This is a genomic window from Stenotrophomonas sp. GD03680, assembly GCF_029844625.1.
GTDB lineage: Bacteria > Pseudomonadota > Gammaproteobacteria > Xanthomonadales > Xanthomonadaceae > Stenotrophomonas > Stenotrophomonas maltophilia_P.
In genome coordinates this window covers 308,908-334,818 of sequence record NZ_JAOCKC010000004.1, presented here as the reverse complement: position 1 = coordinate 334,818, position 25,911 = coordinate 308,908, and the positions used below count along the sequence as shown (strand labels likewise).

The following is a 25,911-nucleotide window of genomic DNA, read 5'->3' as shown; positions in this document are numbered from 1 at the left end:
GGGCGGGCCCCAAGTCTAACCATTCGCATGCGTATGTTGTAGCTGTGCGCGGCGCGGCGCGTGTCACCCTGCGGCGTCGATCACGTAGCCGTCGCGACCATTGGCCTTGGCCTGGTACAGCGCCGCGTCGGCACCTTCCACGAAATGGTGGGGTTGCAGCTCGCCGTTGGGGATGCGGGTATAGACGCCGATGGTCAGGGTGATGCCGCCGCCATGGCCTTCGCCCGGTGCGGGCAGGGCGCGGATGCTCTGGATGAGGTCTTCGATCACCTGCCGCGCGCCCTCGGCCGGCGTATCCGGCAGCACCAGCGCGAACTCATCGCCGCCGTAGCGTGCCGCCTTGTCGCGCGGGCGACGCGCGTGGGCGGCGATCTGCCGCGCCACTTCGCGCAGTACGCGATCGCCGACCTGGTGACCGTGACGGTCGTTGTGGTGCTTGAAGTGATCGACGTCGATCAGCGCGAGCGTGAGCGGCTTGCCGCTGCGCCGTGCGGCATCGCATTCCTGCTGCAGCGACTGTTCGAAACGCAGCCGGTTGCCCAGGCCGGTCAGCGCATCACGGTTGGCCAGCCGGTGCCAGGCCGCGATCCGCCATATCGCCCAGGCCAGCAGCACCAGCACGATGCCCAGCATCGCGCTGGCCGGTGCCCACCACAGGTTGCCGGCGCGCAGCAGCGCCCAGCTCAGCAGCGGGGCCAGCGGCAGCGAACAGAGCGCCGTCAGCCAGGGCAGGCGCAGGCCGAGGAGGATCACGCACAGCGCCACCAGCAGGCCACCGATGGCGTCCTGGCAGAACCGTGGCAGGACGTGGATCTGCCTGCCCTGCAGCAGCATCGAGGCGATGTTGGCCTGGTACTCGCTGCCGCTCATCCAGTACTCGCGCGTGGTCGGCGTGAGCAGGCGCGGGGCGATGCCGCTGGCGGTCATTCCGACCACGATGCGTCGCCCATGCAGCATCGCCATGTCCACGTGGCCCTCGAGCACGTCGGCATAGGACACCTGCGGCAATCGTTCCGGCGGGCCGGCGTAGCGCACCCGCACGTAATCGTCGCGGCGCCACTGATAGGGGGAATCGACCTCCGGCTCGGGATCCGGCAGGCCGTCGATCGCGCTGGCGGGCAGTCCGGCCAGGGCCAGGCCCAGCGCAGGCCAATGCGGCTGGCCGATGCCGGCGCGCAGGTACACCCCACGGGCGACGCCATCGCCATCCACTTCGACATCGCTGTGGCCGATCGCCGCAGCGCTGGCCGCGATCAGTGGAATGGGCAGCAGTTCCTCGGCCATGCGGTCGCCGGCTGCCGGCGCCGCCAGCACGGGCAGTACGACGTGGCCATTGCGCCGGATCGCGGCGGCCAGGATTTCGTCCTGGCGGCTGTCGCGGCGGTCGGGTTCTGACAGCATCAGGTCCAGTGCGATGCGTTCAGCGCCGGCGTCGGTGAGGCGATCAAGCAGGCGCGCATGTACCGAGCGCGGCCATGGCCATTGGCCGATGCGCTGCAGGCTGCCTTCGTCGATGGCGATGATCAGCACGCTGGGGTCGGGTCGATAGTCCCAGCCGCCGACCATCGCGTCGTAGGCCGCTTCATCCTGGCGCCACAGCCACTGGCCATGGCTGGCCACGGCCGTCAGCACACCGGCCAGCACGGCCAGTGCGATCCGTCGGGACCATGGAAGCGGCGAACGCCTCATAACAACAGCCAGAGCAGCAGCGCACCGCCGCCGCCGGCGCCGTAGCACAGGCGGCAGGGCAGCTTGACCTGCTGCGCGGGCGAGAAATCGCCTGCGTGCCCGTCGTCGTCGATGTACTGCACGCGCACGTGCAGGGTGCCGCTCCATGGCCGCTTGAAGCTGACCTGGGGCTGCTCGACGGTTTCATCGAGCATCGGGCTGGCGAAGTCGCCACGACGATCCACCTGCACGCGGTAGCGCTGGCCTTCGCTGCCGGCCTGCCAGCGCAGGGTTAGTTGGCCATGCGCCGCCTCGGGCGGCTGCAGGGCAGGGTCCACCGGTTCGTTGGTCAGCTGCAGTGGCAGCGCTTGTCCATAGCGCCCCTGGTGGCCGTTGTCATCGCGCGAGGCAACGCGCCAGTAGTACTGGCCCGGCGGCAGGGGCTGCGCCAGGCGCAGGTCGGTACCGGTGCTGGCCTGCTCCTGCAGCGGCTGCGTGAACGTCGGTTCTGCAGCGACCTGCAGCACGCTGCTGCTCGCGCCCGGGGCCTGGGTCCAGCGGAACCGGGGGCGATCGCTGTTGACGGTCTGGCCGTGCAGCGGAGAGACGGTCAACGGCGGCGGCGGTTGGTCGCTGAGTTCGAAGTCGGCACTGGCGTCCAGGCCCTCCACGCCCTGTGCGTCGACCGCACGCAGCAGCACACGCAGCTCGCCGGGCGGTAGATCGCCGATCGCCAGTCGCGTGTCGGCGGTGGTGGCGGCGAACAGCAGGATTTCCGGCGTGGCCGCCTGCACCACCTCCACCCGGTAGTGGTCGGCTCCGGCGACCGGATCCCAGGCCAGCAGGCTCGGCAGGGGGGCCAGTCTCAGCTCATCCTGGCGCAGCGTCGGCGCCGGCAGCAGCGCGGCCACGGCGGCGGGCGCCTTGTCGGCGCTGGTGTTGCGGCTGGCCTGGCCCGGACGGACAAGGCGCTGGCCGTGGGTGTTGGCGACCTGCACCCGTCCTTCCAGCACTTCGGTGGCACCGATCCGGCCGGCCTCGCCATCGCCGGCGCTGACGCGGAAGACCGTGCCGCGCACGCTGCTGGTCGCCGTCGGTGCATCGATGATGTAGCGCGATGCCGGGCCGCGTGCCGGGGTGACCCGGTTGCTGGCGCGGCCCTGCTGCAGGCGCAGGCGGGTATCGACCATGCCGGTGCGGCCGTAGCGGCTGAGCTGGTCCAGGCGCAGGCGCGAATACTCGCGCAGCTGCAACCGCGAGGCATCGGCGAATTCGAGGGTGATGCTGGAGTCGCCTTCGGTTTCCACGGTGTCGCCGATGCGCAGCTGCTCTCCGGCCCGCACCGCGCGGGTGGCGCTGCCATCGCCGCCCACCAGCCCGACCTTCCCGCGCACGGACAGGACCCGTGCCGGCGCAGGCTCGGTGCGCAGCCAGCTGATCGGGAAGCGCAGCAGCTGGCCCGGCGGCAGCTGGTAAGGATTGGCGATGCGGTTGTGCTGCTGCAGCTGTTGCCAGGGCACGGAAGGCTTCAGGTACAGGCCACCCAGGTCCCAGAGGGTGTCACCGGGACGGACCCGGTAGTTCCAGTCCTGTGCGGCGGCGATGGCCGGCAGCAGCAGGAGGGCACACAGCAGGACACGTTGGAGGCGCGTAATGAAAGGCGAAGTGCGGACGAAGGTCACAGTTTGCAGTCCCGGCAATGCGGAGGCGCAGCAGCAAGACCCAATGGCCCCGACCCTCATCCCCCCGAATGGATCGCGGCGGCCGAACGGCCGCCATCGATCACATTATCGCCCGCGTTCAGTGCAGGGATTCTGAACGGGACAGGCTTCCGTTCAGAACAGCAGCGAGGCCATCTTCCTGCGGTACTGCCCGACCAGGTCCTCGTCGGAGATCACATTGAAGGCGTCGATCAGGGTCCTGCGCGGCAATCCGTCCTCGAAACCGCGGTCGATCCGCAGCATTTCCAGGAACTGGGCCAGGGCCGCCTCGTCCTGGCCCTCCAGCAGCAGCTGCACGCCCCGCAGATGGCGCGCCTTGAGGTCGCTGCCATCGGCGGCGATGCGTGATTCGAGCACCTCGGCGGCCGGGGCGTCCTTGAGTGCGGACGCGAAGGCCAGGCGTGCACGGGCGCGCACGGCGCGGTCGTCGGTGGCCAGGTTGGCCGGCAGGCGGTCGATCAGCGTACCGGCTTCATCCACGCCGCCGATCTGCAGCAGGGCCAGGGCCAGGTCGAGCTTCAGCTCGTCCTTGTCCGGTTCGGCGGCGATCTGCGCGCGCAGCACGTCCACCTGTGCCTGTGGGTCCAGCGGTGCTTCCTCCTCGCTGACCGTATCGCCGACATCAGCGGGGACGATGCCGTGCTGGGCCAGGAACTCGCGCAGCTGGCCCTCCGGGATGGCGCCGGGGAAGCCGTCCACCAGCTGCCCGTCCTTGACCAGGAACACGGTCGGCACCGAGCGGATCTGGAAGGCGGCAGCGATCTGCTGTTCCTTGTCGACATCGACCTTGGCCAGCTCAAAGGCGCCGTTGTACTCGCCGGCCAGCTTTTCCAGCATCGGTCCCAGGGTCTTGCACGGACCGCACCAGGTGGCCCAGAAATCGACCAGCACCGGCGTCTGCAGCGACTTCTGCAGGACTTCGGCCTCGAAGGTCGCAGTGGTGGCGTCGAATACGTAGGTCGTCTCGGTCATGGAGGAGGCATCGCTTGGCATCTGGAGAGGGATTCTATGGTGGCGGAACCTGTCCGTCTCAACCCGGGCCGCTGCAAATGGCCGACAATGCGGCCTTCCTGTTGCCGCTGTCGTGGAGCCTGCATGTCGTCGCCGTCCCCCTTGCTGCGCCTGTCGGGCGTGATCGCCGCACTCGTCTTCGTGGCTGCGGTCATCGGCTTCGGTGCCGGCCTCGACGGCTATGCGCAGGCCCGCCATCCGGTGGCGTTGCTGGGCGCGCAGGGGATGCCGCATGCCTTGGGCTTCAATCTGCTGGGCTTCATGCTGCCGGGCCTGCTGGCGGTGGTGGTGGCCGAATGCCTGCGCCGGCAGCTGCCGGCCACCGCGGGCTGGGCCCCGCGTGTGGGCAGCCAGATGCTGCTGCTGGCCGGCCTGGCGTTCGCCGCCATGGGCGTGCTGCCGCTGGATGTGGATGACCTGCACGGGCTGGCCAGCCAGCTGCATGCCAGCGCCTGGATGGTATGGGTGCTGGGCTTCGTTGCCGGCGCCCTGCTGCTGGGCACGGCGCGCCTGCGCGACACACAGGGCCGGGCATTGGGCGGGGTGGCGCTGGCCTGTGGTGTGGTTGCCGCGTTGGCAGCCTTCGCCCTGCAGGGCGTGCTGCCGGCGCCTCTGTCGCAGCGGCTGGCCTTCGCCTGCTGGGCGGTCTGGCTGGCGTTGGCGCTGCCGCTGTCGCGGGCCCGTTGAGACGGTCGCGGGGCCGCCACCGGGCCCACAGCCGTCGGACAGGATTGGAGACGTTTGCCGCACTGCGGTACGCTGTACCGCTTTGCCGCCGCATCCGCGTGTTCCATGACCAGCGCTGAACCCAACGCCTACGACCCGCAGCAGGTTGAATCCGCCGCCCAGCAGTACTGGGACGCCACCCGCGCGTTCGAGGTCGACGAGACTTCCGACAAGCCGAAGTACTACTGCCTGTCGATGCTTCCGTACCCGTCCGGTGCGCTGCACATGGGGCACGTGCGCAATTACACGATCGGTGACGTGATCAGCCGCTACAAGCGCATGACCGGCCACAACGTGCTGCAGCCGATGGGCTGGGACGCGTTCGGCCTGCCGGCAGAAAACGCGGCGATCAAGAACAGAACCGCGCCGGCGGCGTGGACCTACAAGAACATCGACCACATGCGCAGCCAGCTGAAGTCGCTGGGCTATGCCATCGACTGGTCGCGCGAGTTCGCCACCTGCCGCCCGGACTATTACGTCCACGAGCAGCGCATGTTCACCCGTCTGATGCGCAAGGGCCTGGCCTACCGCCGCAACGCGGTGGTGAACTGGGACCCGGTCGACCAGACCGTGCTGGCCAACGAGCAGGTCATCGACGGCCGTGGCTGGCGTTCCGGTGCGCTGGTCGAGAAGCGTGAGATTCCTCAGTGGTTCCTGCGCATCACCGATTACGCCCAGGAGCTGCTGGACGGCCTGGACGAGCTGGACGGCTGGCCGGAATCGGTCAAGACCATGCAGCGCAACTGGATCGGTCGTTCCGAGGGCCTGGAGATCCAGTTCGACGTGCGCGACGTCGATGGCAGCGTGCTGGATCCGCTGCGCGTGTTCACCACCCGCCCGGACACCGTGATGGGCGTGACCTTCGTCTCGATCGCCGCCGAGCACCCGCTGGCGCTGCACGCAGCGAAGAACAATCCGGAACTGGCCGCGCTGCTGTCGGAAATGAAGCAGGGCGGCGTGTCCGAGGCCGAGCTGGAAACCCAGGAAAAGCGCGGCATGGATACCGGCCTGCGCGCCATCCATCCGGTCACCGGCGAGAAGGTGCCGGTGTGGGTCGCCAACTTCGTGCTGATGGGCTATGGCACCGGTGCGGTGATGGCCGTGCCCGGCCATGACCAGCGCGACAACGAAGTGGCCAACAAGTACGGCCTGCCGATCGTGCAGGTCATCGCGCTGAAGGATCCGCGCAATGACGACGAGCGCAATTGGGATGGCGCGCGCTGGCAGGACTGGTACAGCGACAAGAACCGTGCCTTCGAACTGATCAATTCGGCCGAGTTCGACGGGCTGGATTTCCAGGGCGCCTTTGAAGCCCTGGCCGAGCGTTTCGAGCGCAAGGCGCAGGGGCAGCGCCGCGTCAACTACCGCCTGCGCGACTGGGGCGTGAGCCGCCAGCGCTACTGGGGCTGCCCGATTCCGGTGATCTACTGCGCCAAGTGCGGCGCGGTACCGGTGCCGGAAGAGCAGCTGCCGGTGGTGCTGCCGGAGGACGTCGCGTTCTCCGGCACCGGTTCGCCGATCAAGACCGACCCGGAGTGGCGCAAGACCACCTGCCCGGAGTGCGGCGGTGCAGCCGAGCGCGAGACCGATACCTTCGACACCTTCATGGAGTCGAGCTGGTACTACGCGCGCTACACCTCGCCGGGCGCGCGTGATGCCGTGGACAAGCGCGGCAACTACTGGCTGCCGGTGGACCAGTACATCGGTGGCATCGAGCACGCGATCCTGCATCTGATGTACTTCCGCTTCTACCACAAGCTGCTGCGTGACGCGCGGATGGTGGACAGCAACGAACCGGCCCGCAATCTGCTGTGCCAGGGCATGGTGATCGCCGAGACCTATTACCGTCCGAACCCGGACGGTTCCAAGGACTGGATCAATCCCGCCGACGTGGAAGTGCAGCGTGACGAGCGCGGCCGCATCACCGGCGCGACCCTGATCGCCGACGGTCAGCCGGTGGTGGTCGGTGGCACCGAGAAGATGTCCAAGTCGAAGAACAACGGCGTGGACCCGCAGGCGATGGTCGGCAAGTATGGCGCCGACACCGTGCGGCTGTTCTCGATGTTCGCCGCACCGCCGGAACAGTCGCTGGAGTGGAACGAGGCCGGCGTGGACGGCATGGCCCGCTTCCTGCGTCGCCTGTGGGCCCAGGTGCAGAAGCATGCCGCCGAGGGTGCCGCCCCCGCGCTGGACGTGGCCGCGCTGGACGGTGGCCAGAAGGCGCTGCGCCGCAAGACCCACGAGACCATCGGCAAGGTCGGCGACGACTATGGCCGCCGCCACAGCTTCAACACCGCGATCGCTGCGGTGATGGAACTGATGAACGCGCTGGCCAAGTTCGAGGACGGCAGCGAACAGGGCCGCGCGGTGCGCCAGGAAGCACTGCAGGCCATCGTGCTGCTGCTGAATCCGATCACCCCGCATGCCAGCCACGCCCTGTGGCAGGTGCTTGGCCATGGCGAGACGCTGCTGGAGGACCAGCCGTTCCCGCAGGCCGACGCCAGCGCGCTGGTGCGCGACGCGCTGACCCTGGCCGTGCAGGTCAACGGCAAGCTGCGCGGCACCATCGAAGTGGCCGCCGATGCCGCTCGCGAGCAGGTCGAGGCGCTGGCCCTGGCCGAGCCGAATGCAGCGAAGTTCATGGAAGGCCTGACGGTGCGCAAGATCATCATCGTCCCGGGCAAGATCGTGAACATCGTCGCCGCCTGATGTACCCCGCACCGGCCGCCCTCCCGGCGGCCGGTGTTCCAGCAACGCGGGGGCATGCGGTTGATGGCCCTGCGTTCACGCGGTCTCGGGCACGCTGTCTGTTGCCGTGATCGCCCGGCTCCGCCAGACTGTTCTCCATGACCCGACTCCTGCTTGCCCTCGTTCTTGTCCTCGGCCTTGCCGGCTGTGGCTTCCATCTGCGCAACAAGCTGATGTTGCCGACCGACACCGCGCCGGTGAAGGTGGTCTCCACGGCCCCGTACAGTGAACTGGTCAAGCTGCTCAACCGCAGTCTGCAGGCGTCCGGCGCCAAGCTGGCAAGCGAGGATGGCAACGAACCCAGCACCCAGCTGCAGGTGTTGTCCGAACGCTGGGGCGACCTGCCGATCGCGATCGACTCGCAGGGTCGTGCGCAGGAATACAGCCTGCGCTACGCGGTGATCTTCATCTTCCGTCGCGAGGATGGCAGCGAACTGGTGCCGCAGCAGGTGATCGAACTGTCGCGCGACTACGTGTCGCCGCCCACCGACGCGACCGGTACCACCACCGAGCGCGAGATCCTGGCCGATGAACTGCGCCGGGAAATGTCGGCCTCGATCATCCGCCGCATCGACAGCGTGGTCCGTGCCGAAGTCGCGAAGGGGGGCAGCCTGTCCGCGCCGAAGCCGGTCGATCCTGCGGTTCCGGCCGAGCCGACACCGGCACCGGCCATCAAGCCCTGACCGGGACCGGCATGGAACTGCGTCCGGAGCAGCTGGCCAGCCAGGGCGCTGATACCCCGCTGTCGCCGGTGTACCTGATCGCCGGTCCTGAGACGTTGCGCGTGCTGGAAGCCGCCGACGCGGTCCGTGCGCGGGCGCGCGCCGCCGGCATCGGTGAGCGCGAGGTGTTCGACGCCGATGGTCGCGACTTCGACTGGGGCCAGCTCGACGCCAGCTTCAACGCGCCGAGCCTGTTCAGTGCCCGTCGCCTGGTGGAAGTGCGGTTGCCCAGTGGCAAGCCGGGCAAGGACGGCGCCGAGGTGATCAGCCGGTTCTGCGCCGATCCGGCACCGGACGTCGTGCTGATGATCACCGCCAACGAATGGAGCAAGGCGCACCAGGGCAAGTGGGCTGAAGCGGTGGGCCGGGTCGGCGTGCTGTCGGTGGCCTGGGCGATCAAGCCGCATGAACTGCCCGACTGGATCGAGCGTCGCCTGCGCAGCAAAGGCCTGCGCGCGGATCCGGCCGCGGTGCAGCGCCTGGCCGAGCGCGTGGAGGGCAATCTGCTTGCCGCGGCGCAGGAGATCGACAAGCTGGCGCTGCTGGCCGATGGGCACGCGCTGGACGTGGAGCGCATGGAATCGCTGGTGGCCGATGCCGCCCGCTATGACGTATTCCGGCTGGTGGAAGCCACGTTCTCCGGGCAACCGGCGGCGGTGCTGCGCATGCTTGCCGGCCTGCGCGGCGAAGGCGAGGCGGTGGCCGCGCTGATGCCGATCGTGATCCGGGAACTGCTGGCAGGTGCCGGGCTGGCGCGGGTGCAGGCGCGCGGTGGCAACCTTGCCGCCGAGATGAAATCGCGCGGCATCTGGGAGTCGCGGCAGGCACCGTACAAGCGTGCGCTGCAGCGGCATCCGGAAGGCAAGCGCTGGGAACGTTTCGTGGCCGAGGCCGGGCTGGTCGACCGCATCGCCAAGGGGCGCGCCGACGGCGACGCCTGGCTGGCGCTGGAGCGCCTGCTGGTGGCCGTGGCCGAGCCGCGCGCCGTGCGGCTGCTGGCCCGGGCCTGATCGATGAGCCTGCGGGTCTATTACGGGGGCACCTTCGATCCGGTGCACCTGGGGCACCTGGCGATCGCGCGCGCCGCGCGCGATGAGCTGCAGGTCGCGGTGCGGATGCTGCCGGCGGCCGATCCACCGCACCGCCCGGTTCCCGGCGCGACCGCCGAACAGCGCTGCACGATGCTGTCGCTGGCCATCGGCGAAGAGCCGGGGCTGCTGCTGGACCGGCACGAACTGGATCGGGCCGCGCGCTTTCCCGGTCGCCCGTCCTACACCGTCGATACCCTGCGCGAACTGCGCGGCGAGCTCGGTCCCAGCCGGCCCCTGGCCTGGCTGGTCGGCGCCGACAGCCTGCTGGGCCTGCCCGGCTGGCATGAGTGGGAGGCGCTGTTCGGCCTGGCCCACTTCGTGGTGGCGGAGCGGCCGGGCAGTCCACTGCAGGCCTCGGTCGACGGCGAGCTCGGCCGTGTCCTGGAAGGGCGGTGGGCCGACAGCGAACAGGACCTGTTTGCCAGTCCGGCCGGCCGCATCCTGCGCCTGCACCATCCGTTGCGCGGGGAATCGGCCAGCGCCGTGCGCGCGCAGATCGCCGCGGCAGGGCCCTGGCGTGCCCTGCTGCCGCCGGCGGTGGCCGACTACGTGGCCGCGCAGCGGCTGTACCATCCGGCAACACCGTGAATGCCGCGACCGCGCCATCCCCGTATAATCGCCCCCACGTTTATCGAGTCGATCCACTTTGAGCAACCAGACCCAGCCCCAGACCATCAAGGTCGATCTGCCCAGCCCGCCGCCGTCCGTGCCGGAACTGCTGGCCAGTGTCCGTCAAGCCACCGAAGACCTGAAGGCCAAGGACCTGGTCGAGATCGACGTGCGCGGCCGGTCCAGCGTTGCCGATTACCTGGTGATCGTCTCGGGTACTTCGACCCGCCACGTCAAGTCGATCGCCGACGAGGTCGTGCGCTTCGCCAAGAAGATCGACGTGATGCCGCTCGGGGTTGAGGGCGAGCGCGAAGCCGAGTGGGTACTGGTCGATCTGGGCGACGTGATCGTCCACGTGATGCTGCCGCGCGTGCGTGAGTTCTACGCCCTCGAGCGCCTGTGGACGGTCGGTGACCAGCCGCCGTCCAGCGACGACGAAGTGGCCTGAGCCGCACGTTGATGCATCCCTTCGACGGCGCCGATGGCGCCGTCGACGTTTTCGAGGAGCGCTGATGAAAGCCCGCCTGATCGCCACCGGTGAACGCGCACCCAGTTGGGTCGCGCAGGGGTTCGCCGAGTACCAGAAGCGGCTCTCGCACTGGCTGCCGTTCGAGCTGGTCGAGATCGAGCCCGGCCTGCGCGGCAAAGGCCGCGATCCACGCCGTGCCACCGAGGACGAGGGCCGGCGGGTGATCGCCGCGCTGCCGAAGAATGCCTACGTCGTGGCGCTGGATGTGCCCGGCCGCCAGCTCAGTTCCGAACAGCTGGCGCAGCGCCTGGAGCATTGGCGGGGACAGGGCAGGGACCTGGCGTTCCTGATCGGCGGTCCCGAGGGGCATTCGCCCGAAGTTTCGGCATTGGCCGACGAGAAGTGGTCGATTGGTCCGCTCACGCTGCCGCACATGCTGGTGCGGTTGGTCGTGGCGGAACAGCTGTACCGGGCCGCCGCAATGATTGCAAATCACCCCTACCATCGCGCGTGAAGAGCCGTTATACTGTTCGTCTGCCCGAATAGCTCAGCCGGTTAGAGCACTTGACTGTTAATCAGGGGGTCGTTGGTTCGAGTCCAACTTCGGGCGCCACTTTCAGAAACCTGCATCGCGAGATGCAGGTTTTTTTTTGCTCTACAGAGTCAGCGCTCCTCGCCAGAACGCCATCAGTGTGGCGATCGCAACGGCCAGGATGGCGCCGAACAGCACCCACTCCCAAGGCGTGAACACCTGTTCGCCACGCTGGCGACGGGTCAGCGTGAACAGCGCTACGCCCGGTACATACAACAGCACCGACAGCAGCAGGTTGTGCAGGCCACCGGCATAAACAAGCCACAGCGCGTATGCGCTCGCCAGCAGCGCGACGCTGAAGTCGCGCCAGCGGATTCCTGCTTCGCCGCCCGCATAGGCCTGACCACGCCAGGCCAGCTGCACGCCGAATGCCGTGGACAGGAAATAGGGCACCAGGCTCATCGATGCAGCCAGCAGTACCAGGCCGGTATAGCTGCCGGAATTCACCAGCACCAGCAGCAGGAACAACTGGATCAGGCCGTTGCTCAGCCAGAGCGCATTGGCCGGCACGCCGCGCGCATTCTCGCGGCCAAGGAACGCGGGCATGGTGCCGTCGCCGGCAGCCGCATACAGCACCTCGGCGCACAGCAGTACCCAGGCCAGCAGGGCGCCAAGCACCGAGATGATCGAACCGATGATGATCACGGTCGCGCCCCATTCGCCGACGATGGCGCGCAGCACGTAGGCCATCGATGGATTGGGCAGGGCGGCCAGCTCGGCCTGCGACAGCACGCCCATCGACAACAGGCTCACCAGGACCAGCAGCAGCCATACGCCGAGAAAGCCGATCACGGTCGCGCGCCCTACATCGGCACGACGCGCAGCGCGCCGGGAATAGATGCTGGCGCCTTCGATGCCGATGAACACCCATACGGTCACCAGCATCATGCCGCGCAGCTGCTGGCCGAGATCGCCAAGTGCGGGGGTACCCAGGAAATCGGCGCCGAACACGTCCATGCGGAACGCGCCGGCGGCCAGGATGAGGAACAACGCAATGGGCAGCAGCTTGGCCACCGTGACCAGGCCGTTGACGATGGCGGCAGTGCGCAGGCCGCGCAGCACCAGCAGGTGCACGGTCCATAGCAACAGCGACGAGGCGGCCACCGCTGCCGGCGTATTGCCTTCACCGAACACCGGCATGAAGTGGCCGAGGCCACTGAAGATCAGCACGAAGAAGCTGGCGTTGCCGAGTACCGAGGCAACCCAGTAGCCCCATGCCGCGGAGAAGCCGATGTAGTTGCCGAAGCCTTCCCGCGCATACGCGTAGATGCCGGTATCGAGGTCCGGCCGGCGGTTGGCCAGGGCCTGGAACACGAAGGCGAGCATCAGCATGCCGGCGCCACTCACCGCCCAGCCGATGATCGCGGCGGCCGGACCGGCGCTGCGCGCCACGTTCTGTGGCAGGGAAAAGATGCCGGCGCCGACCATCGAGCCGACCACCAGAGCGGTCAGTGCAGCCAGGCCCAGCCGTTGTGAGGTCGCAGCCATGAATCTCCCCTGCGGCAGCGCGGCCGCAGGGGCACAGTAGCGGCAGTGCCGTGAAGCCGCATGCAACATCTGCAACGACGGAGGCCCGGGCATGTGCCCGGGCCTCCGAAGGTGATGCTGCAGCGACGATCAGTTGAAGGTGTACTTGGCACCGACCGTGAAGTAGCGGCCGATGGCTCCGCTGAAGTGCAGCGGGTTGTAGTTCACGCCGCCATAGGTGGTCGGATCGAGCGGTGCGATGCGATCAAACACGTTCTGCACCGATGCGTTCAGTTCAAAGGCTTCGGTGATGTTCCAACGACCGGACAGGTCGAAGGTGGTGAACGAGGAGATCTTCTCGACCGGCGAGCCATCCTCGTAGAACGCCAGGTAGTCGCCGCCACGGCGGTCCTTGTTCTCCAGCTTGCTGATGTAGTTGGCGACGCCGCTGACACTCCACGGGCCCTGCCTCCAGGTGGTGCCGAAGTTGATGCGGTCCTTCGGCGTGCCGATGCAGTTGGTGACGTCGCAGTTGCCGTGGGTGCCGGCGTAGTCGACCGTCACATCGGCATCGGTGCGCTCGAACTTCAGCACATGGCTCCACTGCAGATCCATTTCCAGCTGGCCCGGACCGATATCGAAGGTCTGGCGGATATCGGTGTCGATACCGCGCACGCGGGTGGAAGCGGCGTTGATGTACTGCGTGTTGACCGCCAGGATGCTGCCGGTGCCGGCAATGCCGTTGAGCAGGTTGGTGTCGCGCAGGACGTTGCCGGCGGCAATGGCGTCGGCGGTGCTGCCCTGGGCGATTTCGTTGGTGCGCTTGATCTGCCACGCATCCACCGTCATCGAGGTGGAGGAGGTCGGCTGCAGCACGATACCCAACGAATAGCTCTTGGATTCCTCCGGCTTCAGGTCGCTGTTGGGGCGGGTGATGATCGCCACCGAGCGTGCGGTGCATTCGGCTTCACTGATGGCGCAGCGCACCGGGTCGCGGGCGTTGGAGAAGGCGGCCAGGCCACCGTCGCCGTTCTCGGCCGGGTTCGGCGCGCGGAAACCTTCGGCGTAGCTGGCGCGCAGCGCGATCCAGTCGGCCGGGGTCCACTTCACGCCCAGCTTCGGCGTCGCCTTGCCTTCACCGCTCTCGTACTTGTCGTAGCGCAGTGCACCGGACAGCTCCAGCTGTTCCAGCACCGGCGCGGACAGTTCGACGTATCCGGCGTACACGTTCTGGGTACCGTCATAGGCCGAGTAGCCCAGGCCGATGATGTCGCCGGTGTCGGTGAACGTCTGCGGGGTCAGGCTGTTGCTGGTCTTGCGCCACTCGGTGCCCATCGCCAGGCCGAGCGGGCCACCCTTGAGGTCCATCAGGCTGCGCGACACGGTGAAGTCGAACATGTCCAGGCTGGACTTGGCGCGTGCACTGATCTCCGGCGAGATGAAATCGTACAGCGCCTGCGAGTTGAGGTTGGCGTTGTCGCCGATGCGCCATACGCCACCGGCACAGTTCGGGTTGGCCAGTGCACAGCGGACGTTGTCGTAGTGCAGGAAGCCGGTACGACGGTTGATCAGGTCGGTGCCGGAGTGCAGGTAGGCGGTGTCATAGTTCCAGTCGCCCCAGTTGCCCTTGACGCCCACCAGGAAGCGGTTGAACTCGTTGGTGTTGTTGGTCACGCGCGGACCAACGTCCCAGGCCGAATAGCGCAGGCGCGAGGCCTGGCCGGGAATCGGGTTGTCCGGATGATCCGGGCCGAGCACGGTGGCACCGGAACCGCTGTTGGCGTTGACCGGTCCTTCCGGGTAGCCCCAGCCGCCGGACACGCCCGAGGGCGTGTTGCTGAAGGTGGTTTCCTTCTTCGAGTAGCCGATCTCGGTGTAGATCTCGCCGCCTTCGCCGAAGGCGAAGCTGGCACGTCCGAACACGTTGATGTACTTCTCTTCCGGGCTCAGGTCACGGAACTTCTGCGCCGGATCCCACAGGCAGCCCTGCTGCTGTGCGGTCGCATCGGTCTGGCCGGGAATGCTGGTCAGATTGGCACAGCCCGGCAGCGCCACCAGGAACGCGGGATTGTCGTCGTCGACATTGCGGTCGTCGAACACCGAGCCGTTCGGGCCCACGCCACCGGCAGTACCACCGGACAGGTAGGCACCGCCCAGGAACTGCGCGTCGGCGGCGGAATACCCCCAGCGACGGATGTCACCGGTGCCGATCCACTTGCGGTTCTTGCGATCGCCGATCTTGATCGCGTCGGTCTTGCCGACGTCCAGGCTGAAGAATGCGTTCCAGCCATCGGTGGCCAGGTCGCCGGTGCCTGCGGTCAGCGTCGCCTTCTTGGCATCGCCGTCGCCGTCGCCGGAGACGCCGTAGGAACCGCGCAGGATCGCGCCCTGGAAATCGCTGCGCAGGATGATGTTGACCACGCCGGCGATGGCGTCGGAGCCATAGATCGCCGATGCGCCGTCCTTCAGAACTTCCACGCGCTCCACCGCATCCAGCGGAATGGTGCTCAGATCGGTGAAGACCTTCTGGCCATCGTCAGCCAGGCCGTAGGTGGCCATGCGGCGGCCATTCAACAGCACCAGCGTCGAGCCGGCGCCGAGGCCACGCAGGGAGATGCCGGCGCCGCCGCCGGCAAAGCCGTTGCCGAAGGTCTTGGGAATCGAGCCGGAACCGTCGGCGGTCAGGGTCTGCAGGTATTCGGCGACCGTGGTCTTGCCGGTGCGGTCGATCTCCTGGCGGGTCACCACCTGCACCGGGGACGGTGTCTCGGTATTGGTGCGCGGGATGTTCGAGCCGGTGACCGTGATGCGGTCGAGATTGGTGGCCTGCTCCTGGGCGAAGGCGGAGGAGGAAACCACGGCGCCGGCCAGCAGCAGGGCGCTGCCGGTAAGGATGTGAGTGATGGACGATGCCAGGGTGTCACGGCGGCTGGCGGGCCGATGGATCGGGTGTTTCACAGCTTCTCTCCTAACTGGAAAACCTTGCGTTGAGGGCTGTCGCCGGATCAGGTCCGGGACGGGCCAATCTAGGTTTCCGGCAGGTGACGGAGTCGTGAAATTTTGCTTAATCGGCAGCGCGTGGACGGGCGGTGTGCGGATTCGCAAACCCGGTCGCGGATTCCGGCCCGGCCTGAGGCCGGGCCGGTGCAACGGTCAGTCGGGCAGCGAGAACTGCACCGGCACCATGCCGATGGCAGGCACCGCCACGCCGTCATGCTGGGCGGGCTCAAACCGCCAGTGGCGCAGCACCTGTTGGCGTGCGGCCTGGTCCAGGCTGCGCGAACCGCTGCTGCGTTCGATGCTGACCGCAACAGGCTGGCCGTTGCTGTCCACTTCCACGCGCAGCAGGACCGTGCCCTGTTCGCGGTTGCGCAGCGCGGGGATGGGATAGGCCGGGGGCGGCGCACTGCGGTACTGCAGCTGGGCTCCCGCCAGCGGCGTAGCTGCCGTCGGCGTCGGCGGCGCCATCACGGCGGTCGGTTCGGCGGCCGGCAGGACGATGCCCGGCGCGTCTTCGACCGTTGCGGTGGGGGCTGGCAGCGCCGGTGCGGTCGGCACCGCCTGGGAGCGGGGGGCGACCTTCACCTGTTCGGGTTCGGTGGGCAGGATCGGCGGAGGTTCCGGTGTCTCGACCTTTTCGATCCAGCGGACCGTGGTCGTGTCACGCGGGGCCTGTACCGCCTGGTAGGTGGCGGGGATGAGCAGCAGCAGCAACGCCAGCAGATGCAGTGCGATGGCCGCGCTCCAGGCGGCGATGCGGGCGGGGTCGAAGTGCGCGGATGCAACGGGATACGTACGAACCATGGTCCACCTCCGTGCCAGTGTCGAAAGACGTCAACGCACCTGGGCCGCCATCGGGGTTTGCCGCACGCGGCTGGCAGCCAAGCATTAGCGCGTTGTGGCCGCCACTGCCTAGAGGCATGTCAGGCGATGTTGAACTGGCCTTCATCTACGCAACGGGGCCGGAGACCTTTCCGCTGGAAAGGCATCCGGCCCCGTGGGCAGCAGATCAGGGCAGGGCGCTGTCCGGCGGACAGTGCCCCCGCCGTGCCGGGTCGTCAGCGACCCAGCTCGAACACCACGTCCAGGTTGACCGAAACGGTGGATTCGCCCGGCGCGACCGGCGTGGCCTTGTCCATGGCGGCCGAGGCCATCTGTGCCCGCATCATCGGCACCGGGCGGAAGCCGCCGTTGCTGTTTTCAGAGATGCTGACGATGCGGCGCACCTGCAGGCCCAGCGACTTGGCATAGGTCTGGGCGCGCGCCTGTGCCTTCTTCAGCGCGGCCAAGCGGGCTTCGTCATAGACCGGCTCCGGCTGGTCGATCTCGAAGCTGGGGCCGTTGATCTGGTTGGCGCCCTGGGCGGCCAGCGCATCGAGCACCCGGCCCAGCTTGGCGATGTCGCGGACCTTCAGGCTGACGGTGTTGCTGGCCTGGTAGCCGGTGATCTTCGGCGCTTCGTTGTCGGCATAGCGGTATTGCGGGTTGAGGCTGACGCCGCTGGTCTGCACATCGCGCTCGGCGATGCCGGCCGCCTTGATCGCGGCCAGCACCTTGTCCATCTGCTGCGCATTCTGGCGCATGGCGCTGTTGCCGTCGGCGGCCTGGGTGACCACGCCGGCCGACAGGGTGGCCACATCCGGCACACGGGTCGCTTCGGCGTTGGCCGAAATGTTCAGCAGGGTGCCCTCGGCCGGGGCGGCGATCGGCGGCGGCGGGGCGGCATGGGCGGACATCGAGGCTCCAAGGGCGAGGGACAGGGCAAGCAGCAGCGGGGAGGCGGTCAGGCGCATGGGATCTCCTTGTTGTGGCGTGAGGGTGGTGTCGTAGCGATGAACGCGCTGTGAGTCCGTTCGGGGTTGAAGGCACGCGGGAGCAGGTTGCCGACGATTCAGGCGGCGGCCTCAGGTTATGCTGTGCCGATGCTCTATCTTGCTTCCCGCTCCCCCCGACGCAACCAGCTGCTGGCCCGACTCGGACGCCCCTTCCAGGCGCTTGACCTGGAGGTTGTCGAGCAGCGCGCGCCCAGTGAAAGCGCCGAACAGTACGTCTGCCGGGTTGCGGCCGACAAGGCGCGCGCCGGGTTGGCCCGGGTGCTGGCCGATGACCCGGACGCACGGGTGCTGGGCTCGGATACCGAGGTCGTGCTTGATGGCGAGGTGTTCGGCAAGCCGGTCGATGCCGCCGATGCCCGGGCAATGCTGACGCGCCTGGCCGGACGCACGCACCAGGTGATGACGGCCGTGGTGGTGGTCGGCGCGGCCGGGCTGGACAGCGAACTGGTGGTGTCCGAGGTCACGTTCGCTGCGATCGGCGCCGCCGACATCGCCGCTTATGTGGCCACCGGTGAGCCGCTGGACAAGGCCGGGGCCTACGCCATCCAGGGTGGGGCCGAGCGCTGGATCGAACACCTGTCCGGCAGCTACTCCGGTGTGATGGGGCTGCCGCTGCTGCACACCGATCGTCTGCTGGCGCGCTGCGGCGTGCCGGCTCCCATTGCCAACGCCGCCAGGGAGGCTGCAGATGTCTGAGGAAATCCTGGTCAATGTGACCCCACGCGAGACCCGGGTCGCGGTGATCGAGAATGGCATGCTGCAGGAACTGCACATCGAGCGCGGCTGGCGCCGGGGTGTGGTCGGCAACATCTACAAGGGCAAGGTGCAGCGGGTGATGCCGGGCATGCAGGCCGCCTTCGTCGAGGTCGGCCTTGAGCGCGCTGCGTTCCTGCATGCCAACGACGTGGTGCGGCCAGCGCCGGTGGCCAGTGCCGACACCGAGAACACCACCCTGCCACCACCGGCCAGCGTGCCGATCGTCGAGCTGCTGCGCGACGGCCAGGACATCGTGGTGCAGGTGGTGAAGGATCCCATCGGTACCAAGGGCGCGCGGCTGACCACGCAGATCAGCATCCCGTCGCGCTACATGGTGCTGCTGCCGCAATCGAAAGTGGTGGGCGTGTCTGCGCGCATCGAGGACGAGGCCGAGCGCGCGCGCCTGAAGGCGCTGGTGACCGAGTTGTCGGCACAGCACGGCGGCTACGGCTACATCGTGCGCACCAACGCCGAAGGGCAGCCGGCCGAAGCCATCGCCGAGGACATCGCCTATCTGTCGCGGGTCTGGAACGTGGTGGAGCGCCGCGGCCGCGACGCCACCCCCTGCAGCGTGATCTACGAAGACCTGAGCCTGCCGCTGCGGTCGGTGCGCGACCTGATCCGCAAGGACGTGGACAAGGTGAAGGTCGATTCCAAGGAAACGTTCGCGCAGCTGCAGGCTTTCGTGGCCAAGTACATGCCGGTGCTGGCCGAGAAGCTGGAGCTGTACTCCGGCGATCGCCCGATCTTCGACATGTTCGGCGTGGAGGACGAGATCGGCCGCGCGCTGGACAAGCAGGTGCCGCTGAAGTCCGGTGGCTACCTGGTGATCGACCAGACCGAAGCGATGACCACCATCGACGTCAACACCGGGTCGTTCCTCGGCCAGCGCAACCTGGAGGAGACGGTGTTCCGCACCAACCTGGAGGCGGCGCAGGCCGTGGCCAGGCAGCTGCGCCTGCGCAATCTCGGCGGCATCATCATCATCGACTTCATCGACATGGACGATGCCGAGCACCGCCGCCAGGTGCTGCGGACCCTGGAAAAGGCGCTGGCGCGGGACCATGCCAAGACCACGGTCTACGACTTCTCGCCGCTGGGCCTGGTGGAGATGACCCGCAAGCGCACGGTCGAAAGCCTGGAGCGCCAGCTGTCGGAGACCTGCCCGCAGTGCAGCGGTCGCGGCACCATCAAGACCACCGAAACGGTCACCTACGAGATCTTCCGCGAGATCACCCGCGCGGTGCGCCAGTTCGATGCCGCGCGCCTGCTGGTGATCGCGTCGACCAAGGTGGTGGCGCGCATCACCGATGAGGAATCCGCGGCGGTGGCCGAGCTGGAAGAGTTCCTCGGCAAGAGCATCCGCTTCCAGGCGGATGAGCAGTACCTGCAGGAGCAGTTCGATGTTGTGCTGCTCTGATCCACGCCGGCCGAAGGTCGGCGGCGGCCGATGAGCGCGCCGCCGCGCCTGCGACTGCGAAGGATCCGCCGTCATCTCATTGCTGCCTGTGCGGTGGCCCTGGTCGGGCTGGCGCTGCTGGTGGGCACCTTCAGCCAGCTGCTGCCGCTGGCCGAGCGACACCCCGACAGGATCGCCGCCTGGTTGAGCGAGCGCGCAGGCCAGCCGGTCCGTTTCGACCAGCTGGACACGGCGTGGACCCGTCGTGGCCCGCTGCTGCAGCTGAAGGGCCTGCGCATCGGCGCCGGGCAGGGCCTGGCGGTCGGCGAGGCTGAAATCCTGGTGTCGATGTACAGCGGCCTGCTGCCGGGCCGTTCGTTGACCGAGCTGCGTCTGCGCGGCCTGGCCCTGGATCTGCAGCAGAGCGAGGACGGTCGCTGGTCGGTGCGTGGCCTGCCGCAGCCCAGCAGCGGTGGTGACCCGCTGGAGGCGCTGCGCCGGCTGGGCGAGCTGCAGGTGATCGGCGGCCGGCTGGGCGTGCAGGCTCCGGCACTCGGCATCGACACCGTATTGCCGCGCGTCGATCTGCGCCTGCGCGTCAACGGCGACCGCCTGCGGGTAGGCGTGCGGGCCTGGGCCCAGACCGACGCACTTCCGCTGACCGCCGTGCTGGATGTGGACCGTGTGCGTGGCGACGGCGAGGCATGGCTGGGCGCCGATCCCATCGATTTCCGCGCTTGGTCGCCGTTGCTGGCGGCCGGGGGCGTGCGCCTGCGTGAAGGACGCGGCGAACTCAATGTGTGGCTGACCCTGCGCGATTTCGTCCCCGTGGCGCTGACCACCGATTCGGATCTGCGGGATCTGCGCATCGACGGCGCACCGATGCCGGGGCTGGCAGTGCCGCGGCTGCAGTTGCAGCGCATGCAGGCGCTGCTGCGCTGGCAGCGGCAGGCGGACGGATGGGCGATGCAGGTACCGCGCCTGCGGCTGGTGGACGACACCGGCGCGCAGCAGCTTGATGGACTGCAACTGCAGGTCGGCACGCAACTGGGCATCCGCAGCGGGGCGGTGCAGGCCGGCACCGCGCTGCGTGCGCTGGCGCTGAGTGACCGCCTGGACCCTGGCCTGCGGCGCTGGCTGTTCCTGTCAAAGCCGCAGCTGGATCTGCGGGAACTGCAGCTGGCCGGCACGCGCAACGGTCCGCTGTGGGCCCAGGGCGAGCTGCAGTCGCTGGGTTTTGCCAGCGTCGGTGACGCACCTGGCTTGCGTGGGCTGGGCGGCCATTTCGAAGGCGACGCCGATGGCTTCCGCCTGCAGCTGCAGCCGCAGCGCGAGCTTCAGTTCGATTGGCCGACCGGCTTCGGCGTGCGCCATGACCTGCACCTGGCAGGCCAGGTGGTGGGGTGGCGCGACGAAGGCGGCGGCTGGCGCATCGGCACGGCCGCCCTGCGCGTGGAAGGCACGGATTACGCAGCCGATCTGCGCGGCGATGTCTGGTTCCAGGGCAATGGCACGCGTCCGTGGCTGCAGCTGGCGGCCAAGCTGGACGATGTACCGATGACGGCCGCCAAGCGCTTCTGGATCCATTCCAGGATGAGCAAGGGTGCCACCGACTGGCTGGACATGGCGCTGGCCGGCGGCCAGGTGCGTGATGGTATCGGCCTGGTCACCGGTGACCTCGACGACTGGCCCTTCGACAACAACGACGGGCGGTTCGAGGCCACCGGCCATATCACCCGCGGCGACATCCGCTTCCAGCGCGACTGGCCGCTGATGAGCCAGGTTGACGCCGACATCGCCTTCATCGGTCCTGGCTTCCACATGCAGGGGCGCGGTGACCTGGCAGGCGTGCCGGTGCAGCACTTCGAGGCCGGCATCAAGGATTTCGGCCAGCAGCCGCTGTACGTGCGTGCCGATACCCGCAGCGAAGCCGGAAAGCTGCTGGCGCTGCTGCGGCAGAGCCCGTTGCACCAGGAATACGGCGAGACGCTGGACAACCTGACCGCCACCGGGCCGGCGCAGGTGACCTTCGACCTGCTGCAGCCGCTGCATGCCGACGAAGGGGGGGGGCACCTGCAGGGCACGGTCGATCTGGCCGGCGTGAAGCTGGTGGAGAAGCGCTTCGCGCTGGAATTCGACAACATGCGTGGGTTGGCCCGCTACGGCAACGGTGGTTTTGCCGCCGAGCAACTGGCGGTGCGCCATCTGGGCCAGGACGGCCAACTGAGCCTGCGCGCGGGTGGGTTCGTGCGTGACCCGAAGCTGGCCTTCGAGTCGGAGCTTTCGGCGCGCCTTGATGCAGGCGTGCTGATTGACCGCGCGCCGGAAATGGCCTGGCTCAAGCCCTACATCACCGGTACCTCGCCCTGGACCATCGCCGTCAACCTGCCGAAGGTCGCGCCAGGTGCGCCTGCTCCTCCCAGCGAACTGCGCCTGCGCTCGGATCTGGCAGGCACGCGCCTGGATCTTCCCGCCCCGCTGGACAAGCCCGCCGACGAGCCACTGGCCACCACCGTGACTGCGCAGCTGCCGATGGGGGATGGCCGCATCGACGTGGCGTTTGGCCAGCGCCTGGCCCTGGCCGCGCGCAGCCATAACAATCAGACCGGCGTGCAGGTGACCCTGGGCAGCGGCCAGGTCGACCGCGAGCCGCCTTCCAGCGGGCTGGCGGTCAACGGTCACAGCCCGACCCTGGACGCGCTGGAGTGGATCGGCCTGGCCCGCGGCGGAGACGGCGACGGCGATCCGATGCCGTTGCGGGCGATCGACGTGCAGGTCGGCCGCTTGATGCTGATCGGAGGGGTGTTCGAGCAGACCCGCCTGCAACTGCGCCCGGGCGCGCAGGCGCTGGATGTGCGCCTGGACGGCCCTTCGCTGGCTGGCCGCCTGAGCGTGCCCAATGCCGAGGGCGGCACCATCAGCGGCCAGCTCGACCGGGTGTACTGGCAGTCACCGCCGGCCGCGTCCGGTGCGCCAGCGGCACCGGCCCGGGTGCAGGCCGGCGCCAACGACATGGATCCGGCCAGACTGCCGTCGTTCGCGCTGGACATCGCCGACCTGAAGTTCGGCAAGGTGGCGCTCGGCCAGGCCGTGCTGCGCACCCGCCCGCGAGGCAACGGCCTGGAGGTGCAGACCCTGCGCTTCCGCGCGCCCGACCAGGAGATCGATATCACCGGCCGCTGGCTGGGCAGCAGCAGCGGCGCCCGCACCGAGCTGAACGCGCAGGTGCGCAGCGAGGATCTCGGCGCGCTGATGCAGAATCTCGACTACGGTGGCCAGCTGCGTGGCGGCGCCGGCCAGGCGCAGCTGCAGGCGTCGTGGAATGGCGGGCCGTCGGACTTCCAGCTGGGCAATCTGCAGGGCCAGCTGGATATCCATGCGCGCAACGGTCAGCTGCTGGAACTGGACCCCGGTGCCGGTCGCGTGCTGGGTCTGCTCAGCGTGGCCCAGCTGCCGCGGCGGCTGATGTTCGACTTCCGTGATTTCTTCTCCAAGGGCTTCGCGTTCAATCAGATCGAGGGCAGCCTGCAGTTCGGCCAGGGCGTGGCCCGCACCGACAAGGTGCTGATCGAAGGGCCTGCGGCGAACATCACCATCCGCGGTCAGGCCGACCTGCGCCAGCAGCAGTTCGACCAGACCATCGACGTCAATCCGCGTGCCGGCAATCTGCTGACCGTGGTCGGCGCAGTGGCCGGTGGCCCGGTCGGGGCGGCGCTGGGGGCGGCGACCAATGCGGTGCTGTCCAAGCCGCTGGGTGAGATCGGCGCCCGTACCTACAAGGTGACCGGTCCCTGGAAGGAGCCGAAGGTGGAGGTGATCGAACGCAGCCGCGAACGGACCCCGCCGGCTCCCGCACCTGCGCCGACCCTTCCACCGGCCGTGACCGACCTGCCGCGGTCGCGCTGAGCGCGGCCTCCCATTCCCTGGGGCTTGCCTGAGTGCCCCTGCATCCCCAGATCGAGAGCCATGACTGATATCGCCCTGACCCTTGCCCAAGACCGCCTGCTGCGCCCCGGCGGCCTGGATACCGCTGGACTGGAGCGCACCTTCGGCCAGCTGCTCGGCCCCGGTGTCGATTTCGGCGACCTCTATTTCCAGCACGCCCGGCGTGAGAGCTGGAGCGTGGAAGACGGCATCGTCAAGGACGGTGCCCATTCCATCGAGCAGGGGGTCGGCGTGCGTGCCATTGCCGGCGAGAAAACCGGCTTCGCCTATTCCGATGACATCCATGCCGATGCGCTGCTGGCGGCGGCGCAGTCGGCACGCGCGATTTCGCGCGAGGGCGGTGCCCAGGCGGGCCGCTCGCTGCTGCGCGGCAATGCACGCGCGCTGTATCCGGCGCTGGATCCGATCGATGGGCTCGGCAACGAGGCCAAGGTTGAAGTGCTCAAGCGCCTGGATGGCTATCTGCGTGCCGCCGATCCGCGGGTGAAGCAGGTGATGGTCAGCCTGTCCGGTGGCGTTGACACCGTGCTCATCGCGCGCAGCGACGGCGTTCTGGGTGCCGACGTCCGCCCCCTGGTGCGCTTGAACGTGCAGGTGATCGTCGAGCAGAACGGTCGCCGCGAGTCCGGCTATGCCGGCGGTGGTGGCCGTTATGGCTACGAAGAACTGTTCGCCGATGGCCGGCCGGAAGCGTTCGCCCGCGAGGCGCTGCGCCAGGCGCTGGTGAACCTGGACGCGGTGCCGGCGCCGGCCGGTGTGATGCCGGTGGTGCTCGGCCCGGGCTGGCCTGGCGTGCTGCTGCATGAAGCGGTCGGCCATGGGCTGGAGGGCGACTTCAACCGCAAGGGCACCAGCGTCTACGCCGGTCGCATCGGCGAGCGCGTGGCGGCCCCGGGGGTGACGATCGTCGATGACGGCACCCTGGACGGCCGTCGCGGCTCGCTGAACGTCGATGATGAAGGCCATCCGACCCAGTGCACGACCTTGATCGAGGACGGCATCCTGGTCGGCTACATGCAGGACAGCCTCAATGCACGGTTGATGGGCATGGCACCGACCGGCAACGCGCGCCGCGAGTCGTTCGCGCACCTGACCATGCCGCGGATGACCAATACCTACATGCGCGCCGGCCAGCACGATCCGCAGGAGATGATCCGCTCGGTGAAGAAGGGGCTGTACGCGGTCAACTTCGGCGGTGGCCAGGTCGACATCACCAGTGGCAAGTATGTGTTCTCGGCCACCGAGGCCTATCTGATCGAGGATGGCCGCATCACCACGCCGGTGAAGGGCGCGACCCTGATCGGCAACGGCCCGGAAACCATGCAGAAGGTGCGCATGGTCGGCAACGACCTGGCCCTGGACGAGGGCGTGGGCATCTGCGGCAAGGACGGGCAGAGCGTGCCGGTGGGTGTCGGCCAGCCCTCGCTGCTGATCGAGGGCCTGACCGTCGGCGGCACCCAGGCCTGAACATGGCAACGGCCCCGGCCAGCGCCCCGGCCGGCGGGGACTCAGTCCTCGTCGGTCGCGTCGTCCAGATCGGCGCCGGTGTCGTCGTCGGTGGCGACCTTCAGGCCAAGCGCGGCCGGCAGCATCAGCCCGCGCAGCACCTGGTAGATCTCGCGGTAGGCGCGCGGCGGCTTGTTCTTCGCCTTCTCGGCCTGGGCGTTGCGCACCAGCGTGCGCAGCTGCTGGCGATCCGCCTGCGGATACTCGTCCAGCAGCGCGGCCAGCGCCTTGTCGCCGTCGTCCAGCAGGCGCTCGCGCCAGTCTTCCACGCGGTGCATCATCGCCACTTCGCGGCGCGAGGTTTCGCTGTTGGCGTCCAGCGCATCGCGGATCGCCTCCAGGGTTTCGTCTTCCTCGCGGCGCATGTGCTTGGCCAGGAACGCCAGCTGCCGCTTGTGGGCGATGTGGGCCGTGATGCGCTTGCACTCGGCGATATGCGGCAGCAGATCCTCCGGAATCGGCAGGCGCGCCAGCTGGGCCGGGGTCAGCGACACCAGCTTCTCACCCAGGGCCAGGACTTCCAGGGCTTCGCCGCGCTTCTGCTTGCGGCTCTTGTCAAGGAATTCACCGGTTTCTTCGTCGCGTCCGCGCATCGTCCACACCTGCTTTCAAAAAAGTCGCCCGGCGTGATGCCGGGCCCAACCCG

The 25,911-nt window shown here is 68.3% G+C and carries 19 protein-coding genes and 1 tRNA gene; 12 read left to right on the top strand and 8 right to left on the bottom strand.

Annotated features, from left to right (window positions below; all coding sequences use genetic code 11):
- Positions 1 to 63: 63 nt before the first annotated feature.
- The 3 genes from N5J29_RS07860 to trxA form a co-directional block, all read right to left on the bottom strand.
- Positions 64 to 1,689 carry a CHASE2 domain-containing protein gene (locus N5J29_RS07860; protein WP_164151999.1) on the bottom strand — a complete coding sequence of 542 codons (1,626 nt, stop codon included), beginning with the start codon at positions 1,687 to 1,689 and terminating at the stop codon, positions 64 to 66.
- A complete protein-coding gene (locus N5J29_RS07855) occupies positions 1,686 to 3,395 on the bottom strand; it encodes a FecR domain-containing protein (RefSeq protein WP_164152047.1) in 1,710 nt (569 codons plus the stop codon). The genes N5J29_RS07860 and N5J29_RS07855 overlap by 4 nt, the downstream gene beginning before the upstream one ends.
- A 108-nt stretch (positions 3,396 to 3,503) precedes the next feature.
- Positions 3,504 to 4,361 carry a thioredoxin gene (gene trxA, locus N5J29_RS07850; protein WP_053520124.1) on the bottom strand — a complete coding sequence of 286 codons (858 nt, stop codon included), beginning with the start codon at positions 4,359 to 4,361 and terminating at the stop codon, positions 3,504 to 3,506.
- Between the two features lie 123 nt (positions 4,362 to 4,484).
- On the opposite strand from trxA, the gene N5J29_RS07845 reads away from it, so the two are divergent.
- The 8 genes from N5J29_RS07845 to N5J29_RS07810 all read left to right on the top strand — a co-directional run bounded on the left by N5J29_RS07845 (position 4,485) and on the right by N5J29_RS07810 (position 11,378).
- Positions 4,485 to 5,087 (top strand): DUF998 domain-containing protein, encoded by a 603-nt coding sequence (locus N5J29_RS07845; protein WP_065181828.1) that lies wholly within the window; start codon positions 4,485 to 4,487, stop codon positions 5,085 to 5,087.
- 105 nt (positions 5,088 to 5,192) lie between these two features.
- On the top strand, positions 5,193 to 7,835 hold the full coding sequence (gene leuS, locus N5J29_RS07840) for a leucine--tRNA ligase (protein WP_164152001.1): 2,643 nt from the start codon (positions 5,193 to 5,195) through the stop codon (positions 7,833 to 7,835).
- A gap of 137 nt (positions 7,836 to 7,972) precedes the next feature.
- The gene (gene lptE / locus N5J29_RS07835) at positions 7,973 to 8,557 is read left to right on the top strand and encodes an LPS assembly lipoprotein LptE (protein WP_053520122.1); all 585 of its coding nucleotides are present in this window, start codon (positions 7,973 to 7,975) and stop codon (positions 8,555 to 8,557) included.
- A gap of 11 nt (positions 8,558 to 8,568) precedes the next feature.
- On the top strand, positions 8,569 to 9,606 hold the full coding sequence (gene holA, locus N5J29_RS07830; RefSeq protein ID WP_053520121.1) for a DNA polymerase III subunit delta: 1,038 nt from the start codon (positions 8,569 to 8,571) through the stop codon (positions 9,604 to 9,606).
- Positions 9,607 to 9,609: 3 nt separating this feature from the next.
- Complete coding sequence (gene nadD, locus N5J29_RS07825) at positions 9,610 to 10,275, top strand: nicotinate-nucleotide adenylyltransferase (RefSeq protein ID WP_164152003.1); 666 nt, start codon at positions 9,610 to 9,612, stop codon at positions 10,273 to 10,275.
- 58 nt (positions 10,276 to 10,333) lie between these two features.
- Positions 10,334 to 10,744 carry a ribosome silencing factor gene (gene rsfS / locus N5J29_RS07820; RefSeq protein WP_053520119.1) on the top strand — a complete coding sequence of 137 codons (411 nt, stop codon included), beginning with the start codon at positions 10,334 to 10,336 and terminating at the stop codon, positions 10,742 to 10,744.
- A gap of 64 nt (positions 10,745 to 10,808) precedes the next feature.
- Positions 10,809 to 11,279 (top strand): 23S rRNA (pseudouridine(1915)-N(3))-methyltransferase RlmH, encoded by a 471-nt coding sequence (rlmH, locus tag N5J29_RS07815; protein WP_019662111.1) that lies wholly within the window; start codon positions 10,809 to 10,811, stop codon positions 11,277 to 11,279.
- A 22-nt stretch (positions 11,280 to 11,301) separates the two neighbouring features.
- A tRNA-Asn gene (locus N5J29_RS07810) sits at positions 11,302 to 11,378 on the top strand.
- 42 nt (positions 11,379 to 11,420) lie between these two features.
- Here N5J29_RS07810 and N5J29_RS07805 read toward each other — a convergent pair.
- The 4 genes from N5J29_RS07805 to N5J29_RS07790 all read right to left on the bottom strand — a co-directional run bounded on the left by N5J29_RS07805 (position 11,421) and on the right by N5J29_RS07790 (position 17,617).
- Positions 11,421 to 12,845, bottom strand: a complete 1,425-nt coding sequence (locus N5J29_RS07805; RefSeq protein ID WP_111186401.1) for a basic amino acid/polyamine antiporter — start codon at positions 12,843 to 12,845, stop codon at positions 11,421 to 11,423.
- Positions 12,846 to 12,974: 129 nt separating this feature from the next.
- Complete coding sequence (locus tag N5J29_RS07800; protein ID WP_164152005.1) at positions 12,975 to 15,782, bottom strand: TonB-dependent receptor; 2,808 nt, start codon at positions 15,780 to 15,782, stop codon at positions 12,975 to 12,977.
- A 195-nt stretch (positions 15,783 to 15,977) separates the two neighbouring features.
- The gene (locus N5J29_RS07795; RefSeq protein WP_065174870.1) at positions 15,978 to 16,628 is read right to left on the bottom strand and encodes an energy transducer TonB; all 651 of its coding nucleotides are present in this window, start codon (positions 16,626 to 16,628) and stop codon (positions 15,978 to 15,980) included.
- A 254-nt stretch (positions 16,629 to 16,882) separates the two neighbouring features.
- Positions 16,883 to 17,617: an SIMPL domain-containing protein gene (locus N5J29_RS07790; RefSeq protein WP_053516775.1), complete on the bottom strand. Its 735-nt coding sequence runs from the start codon at positions 17,615 to 17,617 to the stop codon at positions 16,883 to 16,885.
- A 129-nt stretch (positions 17,618 to 17,746) separates the two neighbouring features.
- Here N5J29_RS07790 and N5J29_RS07785 point away from each other — a divergent pair, with 129 nt between their 5' ends.
- The 4 genes from N5J29_RS07785 to tldD are packed head-to-tail and all read left to right on the top strand — an operon-like array spanning position 17,747 to position 25,226.
- Positions 17,747 to 18,355: a Maf family nucleotide pyrophosphatase gene (locus N5J29_RS07785; RefSeq protein ID WP_065174871.1), complete on the top strand. Its 609-nt coding sequence runs from the start codon at positions 17,747 to 17,749 to the stop codon at positions 18,353 to 18,355.
- The gene (gene rng / locus N5J29_RS07780) at positions 18,348 to 19,835 is read left to right on the top strand and encodes a ribonuclease G (RefSeq protein ID WP_053516779.1); all 1,488 of its coding nucleotides are present in this window, start codon (positions 18,348 to 18,350) and stop codon (positions 19,833 to 19,835) included. Before N5J29_RS07785 ends, rng begins: the two co-directional genes overlap by 8 nt.
- Before the next feature lie 30 nt (positions 19,836 to 19,865).
- Complete coding sequence (locus tag N5J29_RS07775; RefSeq protein WP_164152008.1) at positions 19,866 to 23,720, top strand: YhdP family protein; 3,855 nt, start codon at positions 19,866 to 19,868, stop codon at positions 23,718 to 23,720.
- Positions 23,721 to 23,780: 60 nt separating this feature from the next.
- Positions 23,781 to 25,226, top strand: a complete 1,446-nt coding sequence (gene tldD, locus N5J29_RS07770) for a metalloprotease TldD (protein WP_065174873.1) — start codon at positions 23,781 to 23,783, stop codon at positions 25,224 to 25,226.
- Between the two features lie 41 nt (positions 25,227 to 25,267).
- On the opposite strand, the gene yjgA is transcribed toward tldD, so the two are convergent.
- Entirely contained in the window at positions 25,268 to 25,858 is a 591-nt protein-coding gene (gene yjgA, locus N5J29_RS07765) for a ribosome biogenesis factor YjgA (protein WP_065181832.1), read from the bottom strand.
- Between the last annotated feature and the right edge of the window lie 53 nt (positions 25,859 to 25,911).